This is a genomic window from Ruminococcus sp. RTP21484sp1_RTP21281st1_A8_RTP21281_210402 (assembly GCF_040914025.1).
Lineage (GTDB): Bacteria > Bacillota > Clostridia > Lachnospirales > Lachnospiraceae > Blautia_A > Blautia_A faecis.
Window position 1 is genome coordinate 1 of the sequence record NZ_JBCPGE010000065.1, and the last position, 21,658, is coordinate 21,658.

Consider the following 21,658-nt stretch of genomic DNA (forward strand, 5'->3'; position numbering starts at 1 on the left):
TGTAGTAAAAATCTATTTACTATCATTATGAGTTTAAAAACGTAGACAGTAAAGCTACCCAAGATTTAAGCGCTTACCAAAGAAATTCTCTGCTGTCAACATCATCGACTAAAAGCATTTCCTTTGCTCCCTCATAGGGTAATTCGTAAGTTGCTGTCGGCATAAGGAAAATGGCAGAGGATACGGGTTTTACAAGTAAGCGGTCATCGTAAATACCGCCAACGATTTTGTCACGGTAGTAGAGAATGTACTCGCCCATCATTGCCCGATAGGAGATGCTGTCCAAATCGGATAGCTGTTCTAATACAAAGGTTAAATAATCTTTACTTGACGCCATAGTACACCTGCTTTCAATCATCGGTTTTGAGTTTGTCTTTGAAGGCTTCAACCATAGCGGCACTAAGTTCCTGCGAAGGAACTTTCGCCCAAATTTGCGTGGTATCAAATTCCGGGTAATGGTAACGCCACTCATCGTATTTGTCTTTACTGATTTCTTCAGAAGATAGCTTGTCAGCCTGCTCTTTCCAGGCGTACAGCATTTTCCGGAGTTCGTGAGCGTCTTTGCCTTTGGAAGTATCCACTTTCAGACAGATTTCTCCGTCTGCTGATTCACTGACAGTCAGACCGTACAAATCTTCAAGGGTAAATAAAGTGTGCATCAGTCCGATATAGCTGTCAATATCAGGCACATCGAGGGCATGAGGAGAAACATCAAGAGCCTGTGCCAGTGCAGCAGTAAGTTCTGCCTTCGGTTTTCTTGTTCCAGTTTCGTATTGTGCTAAACGTACATCGGCACTTCGCTCAGGAAAGCCGACAATCGTATGGATATGAGTTTTGAAGCCTTTACCGAACTGTATATCCGGGATATGAAAAGCCGTCTGAAGGAGAACACATGGCTGACAAAAGAGCATATCATCCGCACGAAGATTTTACCTTATTTCGGCAAGCTGAAAATCAGCGAGATTTCTACAAAAGAGGTTATCGCATGGCAGAATGAAATGCTTGCCTATCGGGATGAGAAGAAAAAGCCATATTCACAGACCTATCTGAAAACACTGCACAATCAGTTGTCCGCTATCTTCAATCATGCGGTGCGGTATTATGAACTGCGTTCCAATCCTGCCGCCAAGGTGGGAAATATGGGAAGTTAAGAAAAAATCTATGGATAGAGAACGATAAGAAAGGTGGAAACGATTATGAAGAAAACAATATTTGAAGAAATGGGTGGCACTTATATCAGACATGGGGATTATCTTATCCCCTGTCTTGCTTTGCCGGAGGACGAAGAACAAAGATTCATCGGCGTATGGGGACAAAGACATAAACGCTATCTGAAAGAACATAAGAAAGTAGTTTATATTACTCTGCTTACAAGTGGTAGGCTGAATAGTTATCTTGCAGATATAGAAGAACAAGCTCAGGAACGCTTTGAAAGGATTGTAGATCAGATGAAACAGGCACAGGGGATCACGGAACAGTTAAAGGCAGAAAATCAGATGGAATGGGTGGTGAGAATGAACAATATACAGGCGTGTGCAAGAGAGGTTGTGAACGCCGAATTGATTTATAACTAAAAGAAAAGAGATTTTGGATAAATGCTTGACTGTAAACCTTGTTTATAGCTTATTCTTAAGATAAAATAGAGTTGCTTGAAAGGAGTGCATAACATGACAATAAAAGATGTAGAAGAACGAACAGGTTTATCCCGTTCTAATGTCCGTTTTTATGAAAAGGAAAAACTCGTTGAGCCTTCAAGAAATGAAAGTAATGGTTATAGAGATTATTCTGAAAATGATGTGGAAAATATAAAGAAGATAGCATATCTGCGTACATTGGGAATTTCTATTGAGGATATACGAAGTATTATATCTGGGAAAGTAACTTTGCAGGAAACGCTTGAGAAGCAGAATGAAGTATTAAAAAGTCAGATTACTGATTTGAATAAGGCGAAACTCATGTGCGAAAAAATGCTGGATGAAGAAAGTATTAGTTATGAAAAATTACAGGTAGAACAATATGTAACAGAGTTGCAGGATTATTGGAAAGATAATCAAACTGTTTTCAAATTGGATTCAGTCAGCTTTTTGTATATATGGGGAAGTATGCTTACTTGGATAACGATTACCGTATTATGCTTGATTATTGGGGCGTTGTCTTATTCTAAGCTGCCAGTAAAGATTCCGGTACAATGGAGTAAAGGTGTGGCAACATCTTTGGTGAATAAAAACTGGATTTTTATTTGTCCCGTTATCTGTATTATAATCCGTTATTTATTAAAACCTTTTATTTATGCCAAATTACAGATGAACAATTATTATGGAGATATTATAACAGAGTATTTGACAAATTATATGTGTTTTATTGTGTTGTCGGTAGAAATTTTCTCCATACTTTTTACTTTCGGAGTGGTAAAAAATATTGTTGTACTGTTATTTGTGGACACAGTAGTTTTTATTGGATTGTTAGTCGTTGGGCTGACGAAAATGGATTTGAGAGGAAAAGAAATTTTATGATTCAGATTTCAAATTTAAGTAAAAAATATGGTGAAACGGTTGTTTTTTCGGACTTAAACTATACATTTGAAAATGCTTGTATTTATGGACTTGTTGGAAGAAATGGAGCTGGAAAGACTACTCTTTTAAATATACTTTCGAATTATGACAAAAATTATACAGGAGTAATCTCTATCGACAGAAAAAAGATGAATAAGGTTGATTATCTTGATATGCCGGTCGCCTATGCAATGGATCAACCAAGTTTTTTTAATGAGTTGACGATATATGAAAATCTTTTTTTGATTGCTTCAAGCAGAAAGATAAAAAAACAAGAGGCATTTGATAAAATCGAGAGGATTTTAGATGGGTTGGGATTAAAAAAGTATGAGAACTATTCTCCGTTAGAACTTTCAAAAGGTACAATGCAACGGTTAAATAATGCTTGTGCAATGATACAAGAAGAAAAAATTACTATTTTTGATGAACCATTTTCAGGACTTGATCCTGTCCAAATGAAACTTTTAGAAAATGTAATAGTGGAGTTTCACAAGAAAGAAAAAGGAATTTACATTATTTCAAGCCATGATATAGAGTGTTTACAAAATGTTTGTGACAAGTGTCTTTTGTTACATAACGGACAAATTAGAGAAATCAATATGGAGGAAGTTGACAGAGAGGAAATAGCAAAAATTTTATCTGAAGGGGAGTAAGTATGTATCAGTTGCTTTTGAAACAGAGATTCAAATTTGCAGTTAGAATGGTCAAACGAAATATAGGTGCTTATCTTATACTGATTGCTATTGTGCCATGTATTCTTATATTGCAATCTATGATTCAGAAAAACTATGGAATGGATATTGCTGTTTTTATACCATATGGTATTCTCTGTTTCTTGTTTATGAATTTGTTTGGAACAATACCAAGAATGCGTATTTCTCCTGAAACTTATATTTGGAAAATAGAAAAAACATATATTTGGAGAGTGAAGAAGATAGGAAAAAGCATGGTACTGACGTTGAGTGTTGCGTTGATTTTATTTTGGGCTTTTCCAATGGAGGGAATGGTCTTAAGACAGTTTATTGTGGCTATGCTTTGTAACCCAATTGTCAATATGCATACGGTTTTATCAACACAATATAAATATCGGGATATTATGAATATATGTATGTTGGCAGTAGTAATGATTTGTTTTTTTTATGGAAGTGTATTTGTTACCAGTATATTATTGATCATTTACGGATTATATTTTATTTTATATCCTTATTTTAGCTATCAAGCAATTATCCCGTTCTTTCAACAATATAATCAGATGTTATATGGATTTTTGAATAGAGAATATGATACAGTTTTGCAAACGCAGGATGAAGTGTTCTTCCAAAATAATCAGAAAGAAATGAAAGGACTGATGAAGAAATATTATGGCAGCCGCTATCGTTTTTTGATGGTTTATGAGGTGGTTAGTATTGTCAGAAGAAAGAAACAGATTATGTATCAGTATTTTGCGATTGTTTTAATCACAATGTTATTATCGCAGATAGACGGAAAATATATTGAGTATGTATTATTGTTTTCTATATTGATATTAGGACAGAATGTTGTCAGCTATAATGTGCAAAATGAATTACGTTTAGTTAGAAAAGGATTTCCGCTCAGATATTCTTTAAAAGAAAAATTACAATGTAAGTCAGTTATTGGAATGTTCTTGTTGTTACTTCCAATGCTCTGTTATTGGATAGCGTATAAAATTGAATTATTTAGTATTATCCTTTGGATATGGATACCGATTCAGAGTATTATAATATATACAGCAAAGAACCGACTGCAAAGGTTACTATATATACTTCCGTTTTATATTTTGTCATTGTTATCTATGAGAGTATGGCAGATGTTTTTTTAACAATAAGATTATTGATTTTCTAAGCAAAACCGCTTATAATTTGAGTTGGTATATATTGCTATTATCCACAGTTACAGGGCGTGTGTTATCAATGCCGATAACAAAATGATAACATTAGCCTGTATAGGCAGGATAATATGGATAAATCAAATAATTAAAAGAAAAGCGAACACGGCAACAAATAATCTCTAAACAAAATTGATTAGTGATTGTCGAGTTCGAATAAAATATATATCACAGGGCACACCCCATTATCCTGTAAAAGGCAAAAATGATTATCCTATCAGCAACAGAGAGTAATACCGCAGCGTAGCTCTGTTGCTGTTCTTTTTTTGTCATTTCTGCCCCGGTCGCACAGGATTCTGACTCAGATAAAATGAGGCGTAAATAAGCAACGTGATATCGGAAAAAGCTGTAAAAATCCACGTGGATTTTTACAGCTTTCTGTATAGAATAGAAGTAGACGAAACATCACTGCGTGAGTTTGCTGCGAAACTACAAAGGCATGGGTAACACTGCGAAACGTTGATATTTCCTGGTGTTGCAGGGTGTGTGGGATGCTTTGGATGATGTTGCGAAAGTGACATTGCGATAGTGTTGCTGTGTAAGATGATACTGTTATATGGGACGCGATAGAAGTTGGATTGTCAGGATTAGCACTGCGGAATGTGCTGTGGAATTGCGCTGCAGTGCCGGAGGGTTTTGCAGTGTGGCTTTGCTGTGGGATGTGAGGATAGTGAGGATACTGGATTTTGCCCTTTGAGGATAATGTGGTGTGCCCCGGAACATTTCAAAAGCTCGCAAAGCCTAGTAAAATGGGCATTTGCGAGCTTGTTTTTTGCCTTGTGGTACTATTTTGGTACTAAAGTGAGCTGTGTATGAATAGTTTCATTTACGCCTGAGGCCATGTTATTTTCCACTCAAAATATTCATTTGGAGTGTTTGGAGAATGCCGGCAGAGTGCAGCAGGAATCCAAAGAATATCAGCAGGGACAAGTGGGAAAAGGAAATGTCAATGAAAGAGATAATTCTCAGGGATGCCAAGATGTGTGCATATGCAGCCGGGAATGTGGAGCATTTTAAATATCTGATGAAACGGCTTGGATATGTATTCAAGAAAGACGCATGGATGGAAGTGCAGGCACCGGGATTTCGATATTATCATAAACTGGCAAAGCTAGACGAAATGTTTTCAGAGGAGACGTTAAGGCATCATGTGGATATGTCCTGGATGGCAAAGCCTTACTTTTATTCGTCGGATATCAGAGGATTGCACAGGGCGAAGCTGTCACCATTCCAGAAGAAGTTTTATGCAAAGCTATACAGGTTAAGGATTGTAGAGCAGAAGCGCTTTGTAGTCGGCGGAGCAAAGTATACAGAGGATTTGAAGAGGTTTCATCGGTTGCAGGACGAATATCTGCTACTTGTAAAGAATGACATCAAAAGTGTTGTGGATCTTGTGGATTTCATAAGTGAGCAGGAAGAAAAGATTCAGCAGATTGAGGACAGGCAGAAGGAAATATACAGAGAAAGCTCTAGTCGGAAACGCAGTATAAAGAATGAAGAGCAGTACTGAGAATATCAGATATGGCATGTGGAAGTGCAGGAAGAACTGGATGAGCTGAAGCAGGAGAAAAGAGAGATTAAGAGGAAGTTGCAGCTTGCTGATGGCATTGTGAAAGAAGATTTGTATACAGCTTATTATGCGGTGTCGGAGAATGAGGAGATTGTTGGAGATAAGGAGATTGAGATACCGGGGATGGAACAGCATGAGGATGTGGTTGAGGTTAAGAAAAAGGGAACTACTGATATTGATGATGTTGATACGAAAATATGTCGGAAGGAAGATGCTTCTGTTGCGGACCAATATAGTGATATTGAAAAAGAACAGGCAGACTTATATGTTGTGGAATCTCGTGAAATGGATGATGGTGATTCGGAACAGATTTATGCAGGTGAGAGAAAGAGTATAGAGGATGAGGTGGCTGTTACTCAAGGAGCGTCGGATAAGGCTCAACGGATTGCTGAAAGGTTATCTGCATGTGGGGCATATGAAGAAATTAATGCCGCTGTTAAGGCGGATATATTTGTGCTTGATATTGCAGATGTAAGTGGAAGCATAAGGCTGTTTTCAGATGTTATGAAGAGGCTGGGGATAAGAATGGCTGGAGATGAGATTTATGAGGAGTTTCAGAAAATTTATGATGAGAGCGTTGGCAGGGATGTAGGGAAGGAAAAGGTAGAAGATAAGGTATGGAATAGGGGCAGAGGGAGATGATTCCTCTACTTCTTGCAAAGTACAAAAAAATATTCCTGAGGTTTGAAAAAATAGACTATATATGATATGCTTAAAGAGGTGTAAAAGCCCTATATTGTTAAGAACATATAAACAAAATTGAGGTGTGGTATGACAATTTCGTATAATAATCTTTGGAAAATTTTGATTGATAAGGAAATGAATAAAGGTGCCTTATGTAGCAAGGCAAAGATTAGTAAGGGAACAATGGCAAAAATGACGAATAACGAGCCAGTCACATTGACAGTTATAGAAAAAATATGTGAAGTGCTTCAATGTGATATCGGTGATGTTGTTCAGATTGTAGATATAGAAAAACAGGAGAAAAATAATGGATAACAGAAGTATAAAGAAGTTAGAAGCTGATTTATGGGAATCAGCAGATTTACTAAGAGCAGGTTCTAAACTGACATCAAACCAGTATTGTATGCCGGTGCTGGGATTACTCTTTTTAAGATATGCGTATAGTCGATTTAAATTGGTGGAAGCAGAGATATTAAAGGATAGACCAATGCGTAATGGCAGAAAAATGCCTGTAGAAGCCAAGGATTTTTCTGCTAAAAGTGCACTGTTTTTGCCAAGAGAAGCACAGTATGATTATCTTGTGAATCTTCCTGAAAATATAGCATCAGCTGATTTGAAAAATATTGCTGGACAGGCAATGAATAGTCTGGGTGAGGTAGTAAACAATGCTATGGAACTTGTAGAACAGCAAAGTGAACAGTTAGCAGGTGTATTGCCGAAAAGTTATACGGATTTTTCCGATGAACTGCTGGGAGAGCTGCTTCGCATATTCAATAACAACGCACTTGATGAAGTTGGTGGAGATGTAATAGGTAGGATTTATGAGTATTTCCTTAATAAATTTGCAAAAAATATAGCTTCGGATGACGGAGTATTCTTTACGCCAAAATCTTTGGTAAAAATGATAGTTAATATATTAGAGCCGACATCAGGAGTGCTTCTAGATCCAGCATGTGGTTCTGGTGGAATGTTTGTACAGACAGGCGACTTTGTAAATGAAGCTGGTTTGCAAGCAAATAGTAGTATGACATTTTATGGACAGGAGAAAGTGGAATATAATGCGCAGCTTTGTCTTATGAATATGGCAGTTCATGGACTTACAGGGGTAATAAAATCTGGTGATGAAGCGAATACATTTTATCATGATGCTCATAACCTTGAAGGCTGCTGTGACTATGTAATGGCAAATCCACCATTCAATGTGGACAAGGTAAAGGCAGAATCAACATCCAATGCGGGAAGACTTCCGTTTGGATGCCCGAAAGAAAACAAGTATAAAGAAATTGGAAACGCAAATTATCTATGGATTTCGTACTTTTATGCTTATCTTAACGAAAAGGGCAGAGCTGGATTTGTAATGGCTTCATCTGCAACAGATAGTCAGGGAAGCGATAAGGATATAAGAGAAAAACTTGTTAAAACAGGTCATGTAGATGTGATGATAAGTGTAGGCAACAATTTCTTCTATACAAAGAGCCTTCCATGTTCATTATGGTTTTTTGATAAAGGCAAAAAGAAAGAATTGAAGAATAAAGTTCTCTTTATTGATGCGAGAAACTATTATACAGTGGTTGATCGTACGCTGAATGAATGGTCAGAGTGGCAGCTTAAAAATCTGAATGCTATTGTTTGGTTATATCGTGGAGAAAACGAAAAATATACAGCATTGTTTTATGAATATAAAAATGCACTTGGAAGTGACAAATTATTTGATGAACAGGTTCATGATTTGACTGAAAGATTAAAGGAACTTCGTGCAGAAGCCAAAACAGCAGTTGAGGCAGCAGATAAGCGAGAAAAGAAAAAATTCCAGACTGAATACGATGATAGAATTTCTGAACTTGCAGAAAGACTTACAATAGCAAAAGAAGCTAATTGGTTATATGAAAAGTTTGGAGAAGGAGAGTATCACGATATCCTTGGATTATGTAAAGTCGCATATACAACAAATGACGCCCAATATGATGATAAAGATGGAATCAGCATTGAAGAAAAGGGGTGGTCTCTCACTCCGGGTGCCTATGTTGGTGTAGCACCTGTGGAAGATGATGGTGTGGATTTTGAAGAGCGAATGACAGAAATACATCGAGAACTTTTAGCATTGCAGGCAGAATCAAATAATTTGATGAATACTATCTCACAGAATATGAAGGAGATGTTAGGTGATGGTATTGAATGATATATGTGAATTTATAGTAGATTGTCCTCATTCAACAGCACCTAATGAAGGAGAAGGATATCCTATAATAAGAACACCAAATGTTGGAAGAGGACGATTGATTTTAGATGGAGTTCAGCGGGTATCTAAAGCTACATATGATAAAAGAAATATAAGGGCTGTTCCGCAAAAAGATGACATTATTTTTGCTAGAGAAGCACCGGCAGGAAATGCAGCAATAATACGTGCAGGACAAGAAGTATGTTTGGGGCAAAGAACTGTATTGATTCGACCAGATAAGAAAAAAGTGTGCCCTCAATTTTTGGCGTACTATATATTAGCACCAAAGCAACAGTATGAATTGTTAGGAACAGCAAATGGGGCAACAGTAGCGCATGTGAATATTCCAATAATAAGAAATATGCCAGTGAATCTTCCTAAAATTGAAATACAAGAAAGAATTGCTGAAATATTATCTTCATACGATGATTTGATTGAGAACAACAAAAAACAAATTAAATTATTGGAAGAAGCAGCAGAACGTCTGTACAGAGAATGGTTTGTAGATTTACACTTTCCGAGATATGAGAATACAGAGATAATTGACGGGGTGCCAGAAGGTTGGAAACGAAAAAGATTGGTAGATATTGCAGATATTCAATATGGTTATGCCTTTGATGGTTCAAAGTTTAATGATATGAAAAAAGGTATACCAATTGTTCGAATAAGAAATATTCCAGCAGGAATCACTTCGGACTATACGACAGAAGAAACAGAAGAAAAATATTTAATAGGTAATGGCGATATTATAGTTGGAATGGATGGGGAATTTCATATTAATTCTTGGTCTGGTGATAATGCATACTTAGTGCAACGTACATGCTGTTTTCGCCCTAAGAAAAAAGAAATGCAAGGGTGGTTATTATGGGCAATTCGTAAACCAATAAAATATTATGAGAAGACAATAGTAGGTGCTACAGTATCACATTTAGGAAAGAAACATATAGATGCTATTGATTTGTTAGTTGGACCAGATGAACTATATGTTCCATTTCAGAATTATTTTGATAAAAGGCAGAGCTTGTTGAATCAAAATGTTTTACTTTTAGAAGCTCGTGACCGATTATTACCAAGATTGATGAGTGGAGAAGTGGAGGTATAAATAATGAATGATTTTGAACATAAAGATTATTTCAACGCTAGATTTTGTTATCGTGCTGATGAACAAAAGGTGACTGCTATCTTGGATTCTTATGTTCAAAATCAGATAGAGTTAGCTGATATTAATAGAGTGATTGAACTTTATCATACAAAATTATTTTTTGAGAAAGTTACAGACATTCCGGATTGGTCAGAAGAAAAATATCAGAGATATAAAGCGAAAACATTGAATTTAAATACTGTAGTTTATGAGAGATTTAAACAGATAACAGAAGAAAATGTGGTTGATACTTTTAATAATTGTTATGTGGGATATTGGGATGATTTTATAAATTTCTTTTATAAGTTTAATATCTACAAGTGTATTTCTAAGAATAGAATATGTGATGTGCTAAAAGGACTGCGTTGGAATACTTATAATATACTACAGGATAAGTCATTTGTAGAGTACTTTGATGAAGAGATAACTATATTGCTAGAGGAACAACAATATGGGTTGCAATTTGTAGTTTCTTATTATTTAGAAGAACATGATAAAAAAATACAGGTATATATTCCAAGACATTTTACTATTGAGAAAAGGGTAAAACTTATCGAAGATTATCTTAAAAGTGATGATATTAACCCGAATTTTATGAAACTTATTTTAAATGCTAAATATACAAAAGAGTTACCGATTACTCCGAAAATGAAAAAAATGGCGGACAAGAGGAATAACGAATTTTGGGAGAATAATAAATCGGCGATTTTTCATAACTATGGTTTTGGTGTTACTTTTGGTCCATTTGAAAATGTTAAGAATATCCAAATTGAAAATAGTAAATGGATTCTAGAGTATGACACAGGATGGGTAAAGGATAATACTGATTACCCAACATTGCTAAACAACTTCATATATTTATTCGAATACATAGATAGTCAAGCAAGACTCACATGCGTTTCAAGTCATGGAGAAAGACATCCTCTTACGGAGATTTTTGAAGTTAGAGGTGTTGGAATGTACAAAAAGGATGTAGCATTTGATATGTTAGAATCTTTATCTGATATCCAAATGAGGGGTTATGTTGAACAATTGATTAAACTTGATATCAACATTGAAGACATTATAAAGTGGTTTTTTGAGACCTATTTATTACAGGAATTTGATATTAAAGATTATACATGTAATATGCCAAACCCAGCTGATAGCATACTTAGTAAATGTAAAACTCTTGCATCAGGTATAGATGGAGTACTAAGTAAGTATAAAATGTTGTGCGATGATGGAGAAATTGATCTTGAGCTTTTTAAATATATAACAGATTCACCAAGAATAAAAGATATCCCAAGTCGAATAAAAAATAAATATTGTTATGTTATAAATAGTGAACTTATTAAAGAGATGAATATGTTTTTTTCATCGCAGAGCATGCTTGGGTATACCGAAAAAACAAAATCAAAATATGACTCTCTTATTAAGCTTATATCAAATGAAGATATAAAATTGTCAGAATGTGAACCATATAACATAGCATCACTAAATTGGTTAATCGAAAAAGGGTCAATATATATTGAAGATAATGTTATTAATTATAACAAGGAAAGAGTATTTATTTTACATGAGTTTTACGAAAAAGAAGTTATTTCATTACAACATATAAAATCACCATTATTAAAACAATTGATTAAAAATGGTGATATTTATGTAGATGATAAACTGTTGTCGAAACCTGAATATAAATATTTTGATTATATATTGAATAATTCTGAGTTTAGTGATGGAAAAGCTATTAGAAATCGCTATATCCATGATTCTATTGTGCCAGATAACAATATAATGATAGCGGATTATTATACGTTATTAAAGATAATGATTTTGTTGATTATTAAAATAAATGATGATTGTTGTATTTATGATGAGATAAAGGAAGGAGGAGATTATTATGAGCTATGATTATTCTGAAAATATATTAGTACAGGAAAGTGCTGGTCACCTTCTTGAAGATGAATTTGGTTGGCGTGTAGAACTTGCCTATAACACAGAAGTTCTGGGTGAAACTGGCACATTTGGCAGGAAATCATATAAGAAAATCCTTCTTGTGAAATATCTCAAGGAGGCACTTTTAAAACTCAATCCATGGCTTACTCCAGCATTACTTGAAGATGCTATAAAAACATTTGAAAGTCATATGTCATCAGCTTCTCTTATGCAGATAAATGAGGAAAAGTATAGACACATAAGAGATGGTATTCCAGTGAAAGTGAAAAAGCCGAATGGTCAGAGTGAGGAAAAGAAGGCAATTGTAATTGATTTTACAAATACAGAGAATAATGATTTCCTTGCTATTAAGGAAATGAAAATACATGGAGATCTTTATCGGAGACGCACAGATATTGTGGGGTTTGTAAATGGAATACCTCTTCTTTTTATAGAATTGAAGAAGAACTCTGTAGATGTGCAGAATGCATACACAGATAACTATACAGACTATCTTGATACAATACCGCATCTGTTTTATTATAATGCATTTCTTATCTTGTCCAATGGAACAGAGGCTAAAGTGGGAACATTAGGTAGCAAATATGAATTTTTTCATGAGTGGAAAAGATTGTCTGAGCAGGAAGAAGGTAATGTTGCACTTGAAACGATGCTTAGAGGTATATGCAAAAAGGATAACTTTCTTGATTTGTTGGAAAATTTCATATTATTTGACCATTCAGATGGAAAAACAGTAAAGATTCTAGCACGAAATCACCAGTATTTGGGTGTAAATGAGGCTGTTAAGGCGTATGAAGCACGCAAATTGAATAATGGAAAACTTGGTGTGTTCTGGCATACACAAGGTTCTGGTAAAAGTTATTCTATGGTATTTTTATCACAGAAAATTAGGCGAAAATTTGCAGGTTCTCCAACGATTGTGATTTTGACAGACAGGGATGAGTTAAATACACAGATTAGCGATACTTTTGAAAATTGTGGATTACTTGGAAAAACAAAGGCTGCAAAGTATATTGCTACGAGTGGTGATGACCTTATAACAAAATTGCAAGGAAATCCTAGCTTTATATTTACTTTGATTCAGAAATTTAATAAGAAAGATGTACAGTCAATTATACCAGATCATGACATTATTATAATGTCCGATGAAGCACATAGGAGTCAGTATGGAATATTTGCAGATAATATGATGAATTTGCTGCCTACAGCCGCACGTATTGGTTTTACTGGAACGCCATTATTATCGAATGACAATATTACAGAGAGAACATTTGGTGGATATATCTCTATCTATGATTTTAAGAGAGCAGTTGAGGATAAAGCAACAGTTCCGTTGTATTATGAGAATCGTGGAGAGAAGATTTTGGATTTAGATAATCCGGATATTACGGATGAGATATTGGATGCGATTGAGGCAGCAGATTTAGATCCAGACCAGACAGAAAAGCTGGAGCATGAATTTAAGAAAGAAATTCATATTATGACAGCACCGCAAAGACTTCAGTCAGTAGCAAAAGATTTTGTTTCGCATTATTCGGATTTGTGGACAAGCGGTAAGGCTATGTTCGTGTGTCTGAATAAAGTGACTTGTGTTCGTATGTATAACCTTGTGCAGGATTATTGGAAAGAAGAAATTAAACGATTAGAAGGCATAAAATCAAAAGTATCACAGCAGGAAGCACAGGAACTGGAACGCAAGATTAAATGGATGAAAGAAACTGAAATGGCAGTTGTTATTTCTCAGGAGCAGAATGAGATTCAGACATTTAAAAAATGGAATCTTGATATAAAACCACATCGTGAGAAGATGGAGAAAAGAGAACTCGATAAGGAGTTTAAGGATAAAGATAATCCACTTCGTGTAGTGTTTGTATGTGCTATGTGGCTTACAGGATTTGATGTAAAGTGCTTATCATGCTTATATCTTGATAAGCCATTGAAAGCACATACTCTCATGCAGACAATAGCAAGAGCTAATCGTGTGGCAGAGGGCAAGAGTAACGGACTTATTATTGACTATATTGGCATAGTAAAGGCACTTCGTAAAGCACTTGCAGATTATACAGCAAATGTTGGAGGAAGAGAGACTGATCCAACAATAGATAAGGAAGAACTTATAGAGCACGTGCTGGGAACTATATCAGCAGCTATAGAATTTTTATGTAGCAGAAATTTTGAGTTGGAAGATTTGATTAAGGCAAAAGACTTTTCAAAATTAGCATTACTACAGACAGCAGCAAATGCTGTTTCTGATAGCCGAGAATCACGCAAGCAGTTTACGACATATGCAAATGAAATCAACCGAATGATGAAGTATCTCGATAGAGATGATATATCAGATGTGGATAGAGATAGAAAAGATGCACTCATAGCAATAGCTGATGAACTAAAGAAAAAGAAGAGGCATGTTGACAATGTCGATTTGATGGTTCAGATTAATGGGATTCTGGGTGAATATATAATGATTGAACAGGAATCTAATAATAACGACATAGCCAAGCGTTTCGATATTAGTAGAATAGATTTTGATTTGCTTCGAAGAGAGTTTGCAAAGACAAAGAAAAAGAATCTGCTTATTACGGATTTGGATGAACTAATTCAAACAAGATTAGACAGCATGCTCAAAGAAAATCCAAGTCGTGTGGATTATTATGAAAGATATCAGACAATCATTGATGAATATAATAATGAGCAGGACAGAGCAATCATTGAAAAAACATTTATGGACTTGATGAATCTGGCTAATTCCATGAATCAGGAAGAAAAGCGTTATGTCAGAGAAGGCTTTACAAGTGATGAGGAACTGTCATTGTATGATATGCTTTTCAATGAAAATCTTTCAAAAGAAGATATCAATAAAATAAAGAAAGTTGCGGTAGACTTGCTGGAAAAGATAAAAGCAAAGATATCTGAACTTGACCATTGGACAGAGAAACAGGAAACAAGGGATGACATAGAAACATATATAGGAGCAATTCTCTGGGAAGAGTTACCAGAGAGTTATTCTGATAATGAAATATTTGCATACAGACAGAAAATTTATGAGTATGTGTTTATGAGGTATAAAGAGGTGGCGTAAAATTGTCGGTGATTATACATATGACGCTACCGATGCTAGTAAAGAACTATTTGATAATTACGATAATTTAAGCTCTGCCATTAAGGAAGAAATACCATTCAATCAGATATGAATATTGAGCAAGGAAGAATAGAGAAAGTGAAGAGAAAACTATGAACAAGAAGTGCCAGGTATTTACGCCTGAAAATTATGTAATAGAATTACTAGATAGTGTGGGTTATACCCATAATTTATATGGAAAAAAAATACTAGAGAATTCCTGTGGCGATGGCAACATCCTGGTTGCGGTAGTTCAAAGGTATATTGATGATTGTAAGGAAAATGGTTTGTCTAGAACAAGAATAAAGAATGGATTAGCAAAAGACATATATGGAATCGAGATTGATGAAGAACAGTATAAAAAGTGTATTGATAATTTAGATAAAGTATTAAAACGTAACGATATTGACAAAGTTGATTGGAAAGTGATAAATGCAGATTATTTGAAGTGGAATACTACTATTAAATTTCAATATATTGTTGGAAATCCTCCTTATATTACATACAGTGAATTGAAAGAGGAGGAACAGCTGTTTGTAAAGAGTAATTTCTCTACATGTGTCAAAGGAAAATTTGATTATTGCTATGCATTTATAGAGAAAAGTATTAATTCATTAGCAGATAACGGGAAAATGTCTTATCTTATTCCAAGTAGTATTTATAAGACTGTATTTGGACATAATCTGAGGATTTTTATGAGTCCGTACATTGCCAAAATAAAGGATTACAAACAAGTTAAAATATTTGATAAGGCATTAGTTAAGTCATCCATTATGGTGTTAGACAAACAACGTCAGCAGGAGCTTTTGCATTATCAGGACATGAGTATGGAAAATGCGATAGATATACCTATTGCTCAACTAGATGAAAAGTGGTTTTTTGCAGATGAGAATGAAGTGGGACAACATCGATTTGGGGATTATTTTAAGGTGTCACATGTTGTGGCAACACTTCTAAATAAAGCATATGTTCTGTCAGACGGGGCATATACCGAAGTGGATAATGGCTATGTTTGTGGTAATCATACTATTGAAAGAGAAGTAGTAAGAAATACTGAAACACCTCGAACGCTTAGATATATTAAACATGAAAAAATTATTTTTCCGTATACATATGACGAAAATGAGTTAGTACATTATGATGATGGTGAGTTTGAACGATTATTTCCTGGGGCTACGGCGTATCTTAATGAGTTTCGTGATGATTTAGATAAAAGGCAAAGTGATAATAATGCAAAATGGTATGAGTATGGTCGCTCACAAGCCCTGAGTGGCTTGAATAGACAAAAACTTCTGATTTCAACAGTTGTGACAAATGATGTAGACGTATATGAATTAGAGCAGGAATGTATACCATATGCGGGAATGTATATCGTGCAAAAGGAAGATAATAATGAATATACATTGACAGATGCAATGAGAATACTTAGAAGCGACGAATTTAAAGAGTATGTTTTTAAAATTGGAATACCTATAAGTGGCAAATCGGTGAGAATAACATCGAAGGATATTGAGAATTATATGTTTTAGGAGGTGGCTTGAGTGGAAGAATTAAAATATGTTATAGAAGATAGTACGATAGCGGAATTGTTAGGTGTACAGAATTTTTCTACAGATGAGGCTGCAATACTTGAATTAGTTAAGAATGCATATGATGCTAATGCCTTGAATTTAAAAATTACATTTCAGAATGACACACTTCGATTTGAAGATAATGGCATTGGCATGAATGCAGACGATATAAAAAAACATTGGATGCATATAGGTAAAAGTAGCAAAGAATATGAAATAATAGATGAAAATAATAAAAAAAGAATTCAAGCTGGTTCGAAAGGTGTTGGAAGATTTGCATTATCGAGACTAGGGTATAGAGTACGTTTGAAATCAAAAAAAATAGATTCTGTTGGTGTAATTTGGAAAACAGATTGGAATACATCTGTTTTAGATGAGAACTATGACATTCACACTAAAGGAACAGATATAGAAATAATAGGATTAAGGGAAAAGTGGAATAAAAAACGCATAGAAAATTTAAATAAGTACTTAGAAAGAACTTATCATGATACATCTATGGAGATAAGAATCATTTCAGATAATTATGATGAAATTGTAGTTGAACATTTTCCTAAAGCAGAAGTCGGAATCAATTGTAGAAGTAATATTGTTTTAAAGTATAACCAAGGAATCTTAGTGACATCAGTAGAGTCAGATGAGTTCGAAAATGAGGCTTTAAAATATTGTTCAGGGATTGATATAAAAAAATATGAAACGAAAACGGATATTGTTAATGAGTTGAAAGGAAACAAAATTACGGAGCTTTTAGATGCTGATATACAAACAGTGGTTAATGATATTGGCGAATTTTCAGCAAATTTATACTTTAATATTTCCACATCAAAAGATGAAAAAGAGAAATTTTTATACAAGTATTTAAACACACCTAAAAATATTGAAAGTGGAATAATATTATATAGGAATGCATTTAGTATATCTTCATATGAAGGAAGGAAAGATTGGTTAGGACTTGGAAAAAGATCTAGAAAATCCCCTGCGGCAGCTTCTCATCCAACGGGTGCATGGCGTGTGAGAGAAAATCAGATGGCAGGTTATGTCATGATAGATAAAAAGAAGAATGCTGTGCTTCAGGATATGGCTAACCGCCAAGGCTTAGATGAAAATATTTATTATCAGTTATTTGTTGAAATAATATTAGTAGGCATTAAAGAATTTGAAAGGTATAGACAAAATATTGTTAGAAAAATAAATGCTAAGAATCAGATAGATGGGCAAAAAGCAACACCTATTTCTGATCGAGTATTAAACCGACCGACATCTGTTAGTGGTTTAACAAAGGAAGAAGCAAAGCAATTAGCAACAGAAATCAAAAGTTATAAAAAGGAGGGAAAACAATATCAGAAAGATAAAGAAGCGGTAGAGGCTAGATATAAATATGATGTAAGAATTTTAAATGTATTAGCAACAACGGGATTAAAAGCTTCATCCATTGCACATGAAATGAAAAATGATAGAAATGCCATATATGATAATTACAATAATATAGTAGATGCATTAAAAGAATATGGTATGTGGGATGAATTGAATTCTTCTGAAAAAACGAGAAAATCTTATAAAAATGTACCTTATTTGTTGGAAAGTAATGATGTTGTTGGAAGAAAATTGGTGACATTCATGGACACTATGTTGGAAGAAATAGAAAAAAAACAGTTTGAGATTAGGTACCAGAGTATAGCAGATATCTTAACTGTTATAAAAAAAGTGTGGGAAAGAGATTACGCATGGCTTAGTATTGAAATTATAATGGATGAAGATATTGTTTATCAGATTTCAGAAGATATATTGCAGGTTATTTTTGATAATCTGATTTTAAATAGTGTGCAGCAAAATGAAAATACGCAAAAACTAATGATCACCATATTTATAAATGAGGCTAATGGATTTTTAAATATTAAATATTGTGATAATGGAAAAGGACTTGATGATAAGTATAAAACGGATCCGATGAAAATATTAGAGGTACATGAAACTACAAGAACTAACGGGCATGGTCTCGGAATGTGGATTGTAAATAATACATGTACAATGTCAGGGGGAGAAATACAGAAAATAGGTGGGGAAAAGGGATTTGAAATAGAATTCACTATAGGAGGAAAAATATAATGGAAAACTTAAAAATTATATATATAGATGATTATCCGGAGACTTCATTATCCAAATATTTGGATAAATATAAGAATTCGAGTTGTAATGTTGAATCTTTAGATATTAAATTCAATCCAGATGCAGGATACGAGAGTTTGATTAATAATCCGGATGTTAAATCAGCAAATATAATTTTTATAGACTCAAAATTATTTGAAAATAGAACAGCAATAGCAGGAAAGTTTACAGGAGAAGAATTTAAAATTATTCTAAAAAAATATTTTCCGTTTATAGAGGTGATTGTTATTACGCAAAATGAAATCGCCCCAGATTATGAAACAATTTCTAAATATGATCCTAAATGCGGAAAGACGCCAGTGGAATATTATGATGAAAAGCTTCCCCTAATATTGGACCAATGTATTAGAAATATTTTTGAAGTTAGAAAAATTACCTCAGAATTGCAAAAGAATACTAGCTGGGAAAAAGTTATGGTCGAAAAAATAGTGAATTCAGTTAATGGTCAAGGAAAATTTGATGAATTTACTAAGAATGATATTGATGATGTGATAAAAATGTTTCAAGAGTTGCAGACAAAAGTAGAGGGATAGGAATATGGACTACAGAAGAACAAAGTATTGTCCAGAATTAATTGATGTGTCACAAAAAAAGAAAGAAGTAGAAAAATTAGTTGAAATAGAGCACCCTAATGCAAAAGATATGCATAGATATATTAGTGATAATTCTCAGAAATTTAAGTTGGAATTTATTAAAGCATATAATGGGAAATGTGCATATTGTGGAGCTTCAATTGATTTGATAAAAAAGACTGAATTTGAAATAGATCATTTTTTATATGAAAAAGCTCCTATATTTGCTACAAAAAAAGATGCAGGTTATATGGAAAATTTAATCTTATCATGTCATGACTGTAATCATAATAAAAATTCATTTTGGATTGAAAAGGAAGAAATGGATACATTGAATCCGGATGGAGAAAAAATTAAGAATGTATTTATAAGAGATGACAAATATTATATTCGGATAAATGATGAGTTTAAAGAAAATACAACTATAGAAGGGTTTTATAATAAGCTTTGTTTGGGATCTGAATTACATAGGCTGGATTATTTAATAATGAATATAATTGGATTGCAGAGGTATTGTGAAGACAATAGTGATTTATATGTCGGACTTGGAAAAATATTGGATATAATAAGGGAAAAGAGAAATATTATGTAAAATAAAGTTCTAATCATAATGTTTTATTTATGCAATATTACGCAGAAAAATTTTTGCAAAGAAGGAAGTGAATTCATGGACATAAAGCAGCTAATCGGCGAAGCCACAGATTACGATAAAAAGGTTGCACTTGAGATAAAGAAACCTAAAAGCTGGTGCAAGAGTATAAGTGCATTTGCAAATTGTTATGGTGGTAGGCTGGTATTTGGTGTGGCAAACGATGATGTGTTGGTTGGTCTTTCGGATGCTGAAGGTGATGCAGAGAAAATTAGTGAAATAATTAAAACACACCTTAATCCTATACCAGAGTTTAAGCTTTCATTTGAAAAAGATAAAGACAAGACATTTGTTATCGTAGAAGTTATGAAAGGGCAGCAGACACCATGCTATTATGAAGGCGATGGACAACTTATTGCATTTATGCGTATTGGAAATGAAAGTGTTCCGGCGACACCTTCACAGTTAAGAGAGTTGGTACTTCGTGGAAGTGGTGAAAGTTATGATAGTCTGAAGTCAAGATACGATTTTGGCAATATGTCTTTCACAAAATTAAAATCGGTATATAAGCAAAGAACTGGAAATGCATTTGAAGATACAGATTATGAATCTTTTGGTTTGGTTGATGAAAAAGGAAATCTGACGAATGCAGGAGCACTTTTAGCGGATGAATCTCCGGTTCGCCATTCCAGATTATTTTGCACAAGATGGAATGGACTTACGAAGGCATCTGGAATTGTAGATGCACTTGATGATAAGGAATATACGGGAAGTCTTGTCACACTATTACAGGCAGGAACAGATTTTGTCAGAAATAATTCCAAGAAAGCATGGCGTAAGGTTGATGACGGCAGAATTGAAATGCCTGATTATCCGGATCGTGCAGTGCTTGAAGGGGTAGTAAATGCATTGATTCATAGAAATTATATGGAGATAGGCAGCGAAGTCCATATAGATATGTTTGATGACAGAATTGAAATATATTCACCGGGTGGAATGGTAAGCGGAATATCTTTAGAGGGAAAAGATTTATTGAAAATTCCATCAAAGCGAAGAAATCCGATATTAGCTGATATATTCAGCCGCTTGAAGTACATGGAGCGTAGAGGTAGTGGATTTAAGAAAATATTGGCAGATTACGAGGGGCAGGTTGAATTTGATGAGTCCAAGATGCCTGTCTTTGATGCAGATAATGATGATTTTACATTGACTTTGTATAATCTGAATTATGGTTCTAGTTATGCAGCACAGGCAAATGAAAATGTCATAGAAAATGTCATAGAAAATGTCATAGAAATTTCGGAAGAAAAAATTAAGAAGTTAATGCCAGAGTATTCTAAGAAGAAGCTTGCTAAAGCATATGAGATTCTGAAAATGATTTCGGAGAACCCGAATATTTCTATTGATGAATTAAGAATAGCATTAGATGTTACAGATAGAACAATTGCTAGATATATATCAGAATTAAAGGATAAAGGTATCATAGAACGAAAAGGTCCAGATAATGGTGGAAAATGGAAAATTAGGTAAGTAAATGACAGTAAATTTGGCACTCAATGTAACACCCAAACTTTTACTCAAGGATATTCCAGAGTTAGTCTCAACGAAGTCTCATGATATTTGAGACTTGGTG

Annotated in this window: 18 protein-coding genes and 1 pseudogene; 17 read left to right on the forward strand and 2 right to left on the reverse strand. The window is 34.2% G+C overall.

Features of this window, described 5'->3' with window-relative positions:
• Positions 1-73: 73 nt before the first annotated feature.
• A complete protein-coding gene (locus tag AB5170_RS20560; protein WP_173770949.1) occupies positions 74-337 on the reverse strand; it encodes a TfoX/Sxy family protein in 264 nt (87 codons plus the stop codon).
• Positions 338-350: 13 nt separating this feature from the next.
• A complete protein-coding gene (locus AB5170_RS20565) occupies positions 351-866 on the reverse strand; it encodes a helix-turn-helix transcriptional regulator (RefSeq protein ID WP_173770955.1) in 516 nt (171 codons plus the stop codon).
• Between AB5170_RS20565 and AB5170_RS20570 the strand changes: the two are divergent.
• The 17 genes and pseudogenes from AB5170_RS20570 to AB5170_RS20650 all read left to right on the forward strand — a co-directional run.
• Positions 822-1,148 (forward strand): annotated as a pseudogene (locus tag AB5170_RS20570) (site-specific integrase); the annotation flags it as partial. The gene AB5170_RS20565 and the pseudogene AB5170_RS20570 overlap by 45 nt on opposite strands.
• Before the next feature lie 48 nt (positions 1,149-1,196).
• A complete protein-coding gene (locus tag AB5170_RS20575) occupies positions 1,197-1,574 on the forward strand; it encodes a TnpV protein (protein WP_173770948.1) in 378 nt (125 codons plus the stop codon).
• Between the two features lie 93 nt (positions 1,575-1,667).
• Positions 1,668-2,513: a MerR family transcriptional regulator gene (locus tag AB5170_RS20580; protein WP_015540721.1), complete on the forward strand. Its 846-nt coding sequence runs from the start codon at positions 1,668-1,670 to the stop codon at positions 2,511-2,513.
• Positions 2,510-3,205, forward strand: coding sequence for an ABC transporter ATP-binding protein (locus AB5170_RS20585; RefSeq protein WP_173770947.1), 696 nt, complete (start codon positions 2,510-2,512; stop codon positions 3,203-3,205). The genes AB5170_RS20580 and AB5170_RS20585 overlap by 4 nt, the downstream gene beginning before the upstream one ends.
• Before the next feature lie 2 nt (positions 3,206-3,207).
• A complete protein-coding gene (locus AB5170_RS20590) occupies positions 3,208-4,392 on the forward strand; it encodes a hypothetical protein (protein ID WP_015540723.1) in 1,185 nt (394 codons plus the stop codon).
• A gap of 1,015 nt (positions 4,393-5,407) precedes the next feature.
• Positions 5,408-5,968, forward strand: a complete 561-nt coding sequence (locus AB5170_RS20595; protein ID WP_294430955.1) for a hypothetical protein — start codon at positions 5,408-5,410, stop codon at positions 5,966-5,968.
• 18 nt (positions 5,969-5,986) lie between these two features.
• Positions 5,987-6,670, forward strand: coding sequence for a hypothetical protein (locus tag AB5170_RS20600; protein WP_233455980.1), 684 nt, complete (start codon positions 5,987-5,989; stop codon positions 6,668-6,670).
• A gap of 129 nt (positions 6,671-6,799) precedes the next feature.
• Positions 6,800-7,027, forward strand: coding sequence for a helix-turn-helix transcriptional regulator (locus AB5170_RS20605; RefSeq protein WP_173770946.1), 228 nt, complete (start codon positions 6,800-6,802; stop codon positions 7,025-7,027).
• On the forward strand, positions 7,020-8,891 hold the full coding sequence (locus AB5170_RS20610; protein ID WP_173770945.1) for a class I SAM-dependent DNA methyltransferase: 1,872 nt from the start codon (positions 7,020-7,022) through the stop codon (positions 8,889-8,891). The genes AB5170_RS20605 and AB5170_RS20610 overlap by 8 nt, the downstream gene beginning before the upstream one ends.
• Positions 8,878-10,032, forward strand: a complete 1,155-nt coding sequence (locus AB5170_RS20615) for a restriction endonuclease subunit S (RefSeq protein ID WP_173770944.1) — start codon at positions 8,878-8,880, stop codon at positions 10,030-10,032. Before AB5170_RS20610 ends, AB5170_RS20615 begins: the two co-directional genes overlap by 14 nt.
• Before the next feature lie 3 nt (positions 10,033-10,035).
• The gene (locus AB5170_RS20620) at positions 10,036-11,964 is read left to right on the forward strand and encodes a hypothetical protein (protein ID WP_173770943.1); all 1,929 of its coding nucleotides are present in this window, start codon (positions 10,036-10,038) and stop codon (positions 11,962-11,964) included.
• Positions 11,954-15,088, forward strand: coding sequence for a type I restriction endonuclease subunit R (locus AB5170_RS20625; RefSeq protein ID WP_173770942.1), 3,135 nt, complete (start codon positions 11,954-11,956; stop codon positions 15,086-15,088). Before AB5170_RS20620 ends, AB5170_RS20625 begins: the two co-directional genes overlap by 11 nt.
• A gap of 152 nt (positions 15,089-15,240) precedes the next feature.
• Entirely contained in the window at positions 15,241-16,656 is a 1,416-nt protein-coding gene (locus AB5170_RS20630; protein WP_173770941.1) for an N-6 DNA methylase, read from the forward strand.
• A 12-nt stretch (positions 16,657-16,668) separates the two neighbouring features.
• Positions 16,669-18,804 (forward strand): sensor histidine kinase, encoded by a 2,136-nt coding sequence (locus AB5170_RS20635; protein ID WP_173770940.1) that lies wholly within the window; start codon positions 16,669-16,671, stop codon positions 18,802-18,804.
• Entirely contained in the window at positions 18,804-19,397 is a 594-nt protein-coding gene (locus AB5170_RS20640) for a hypothetical protein (RefSeq protein ID WP_173770939.1), read from the forward strand. The genes AB5170_RS20635 and AB5170_RS20640 overlap by 1 nt, the downstream gene beginning before the upstream one ends.
• 4 nt (positions 19,398-19,401) lie before the next feature.
• Positions 19,402-20,028, forward strand: a complete 627-nt coding sequence (locus AB5170_RS20645) for an HNH endonuclease (protein ID WP_173770938.1) — start codon at positions 19,402-19,404, stop codon at positions 20,026-20,028.
• Between the two features lie 75 nt (positions 20,029-20,103).
• Positions 20,104-21,555, forward strand: coding sequence for an ATP-binding protein (locus tag AB5170_RS20650; RefSeq protein WP_173770937.1), 1,452 nt, complete (start codon positions 20,104-20,106; stop codon positions 21,553-21,555).
• The last annotated feature ends 103 nt before the right edge of the window (positions 21,556-21,658 follow it).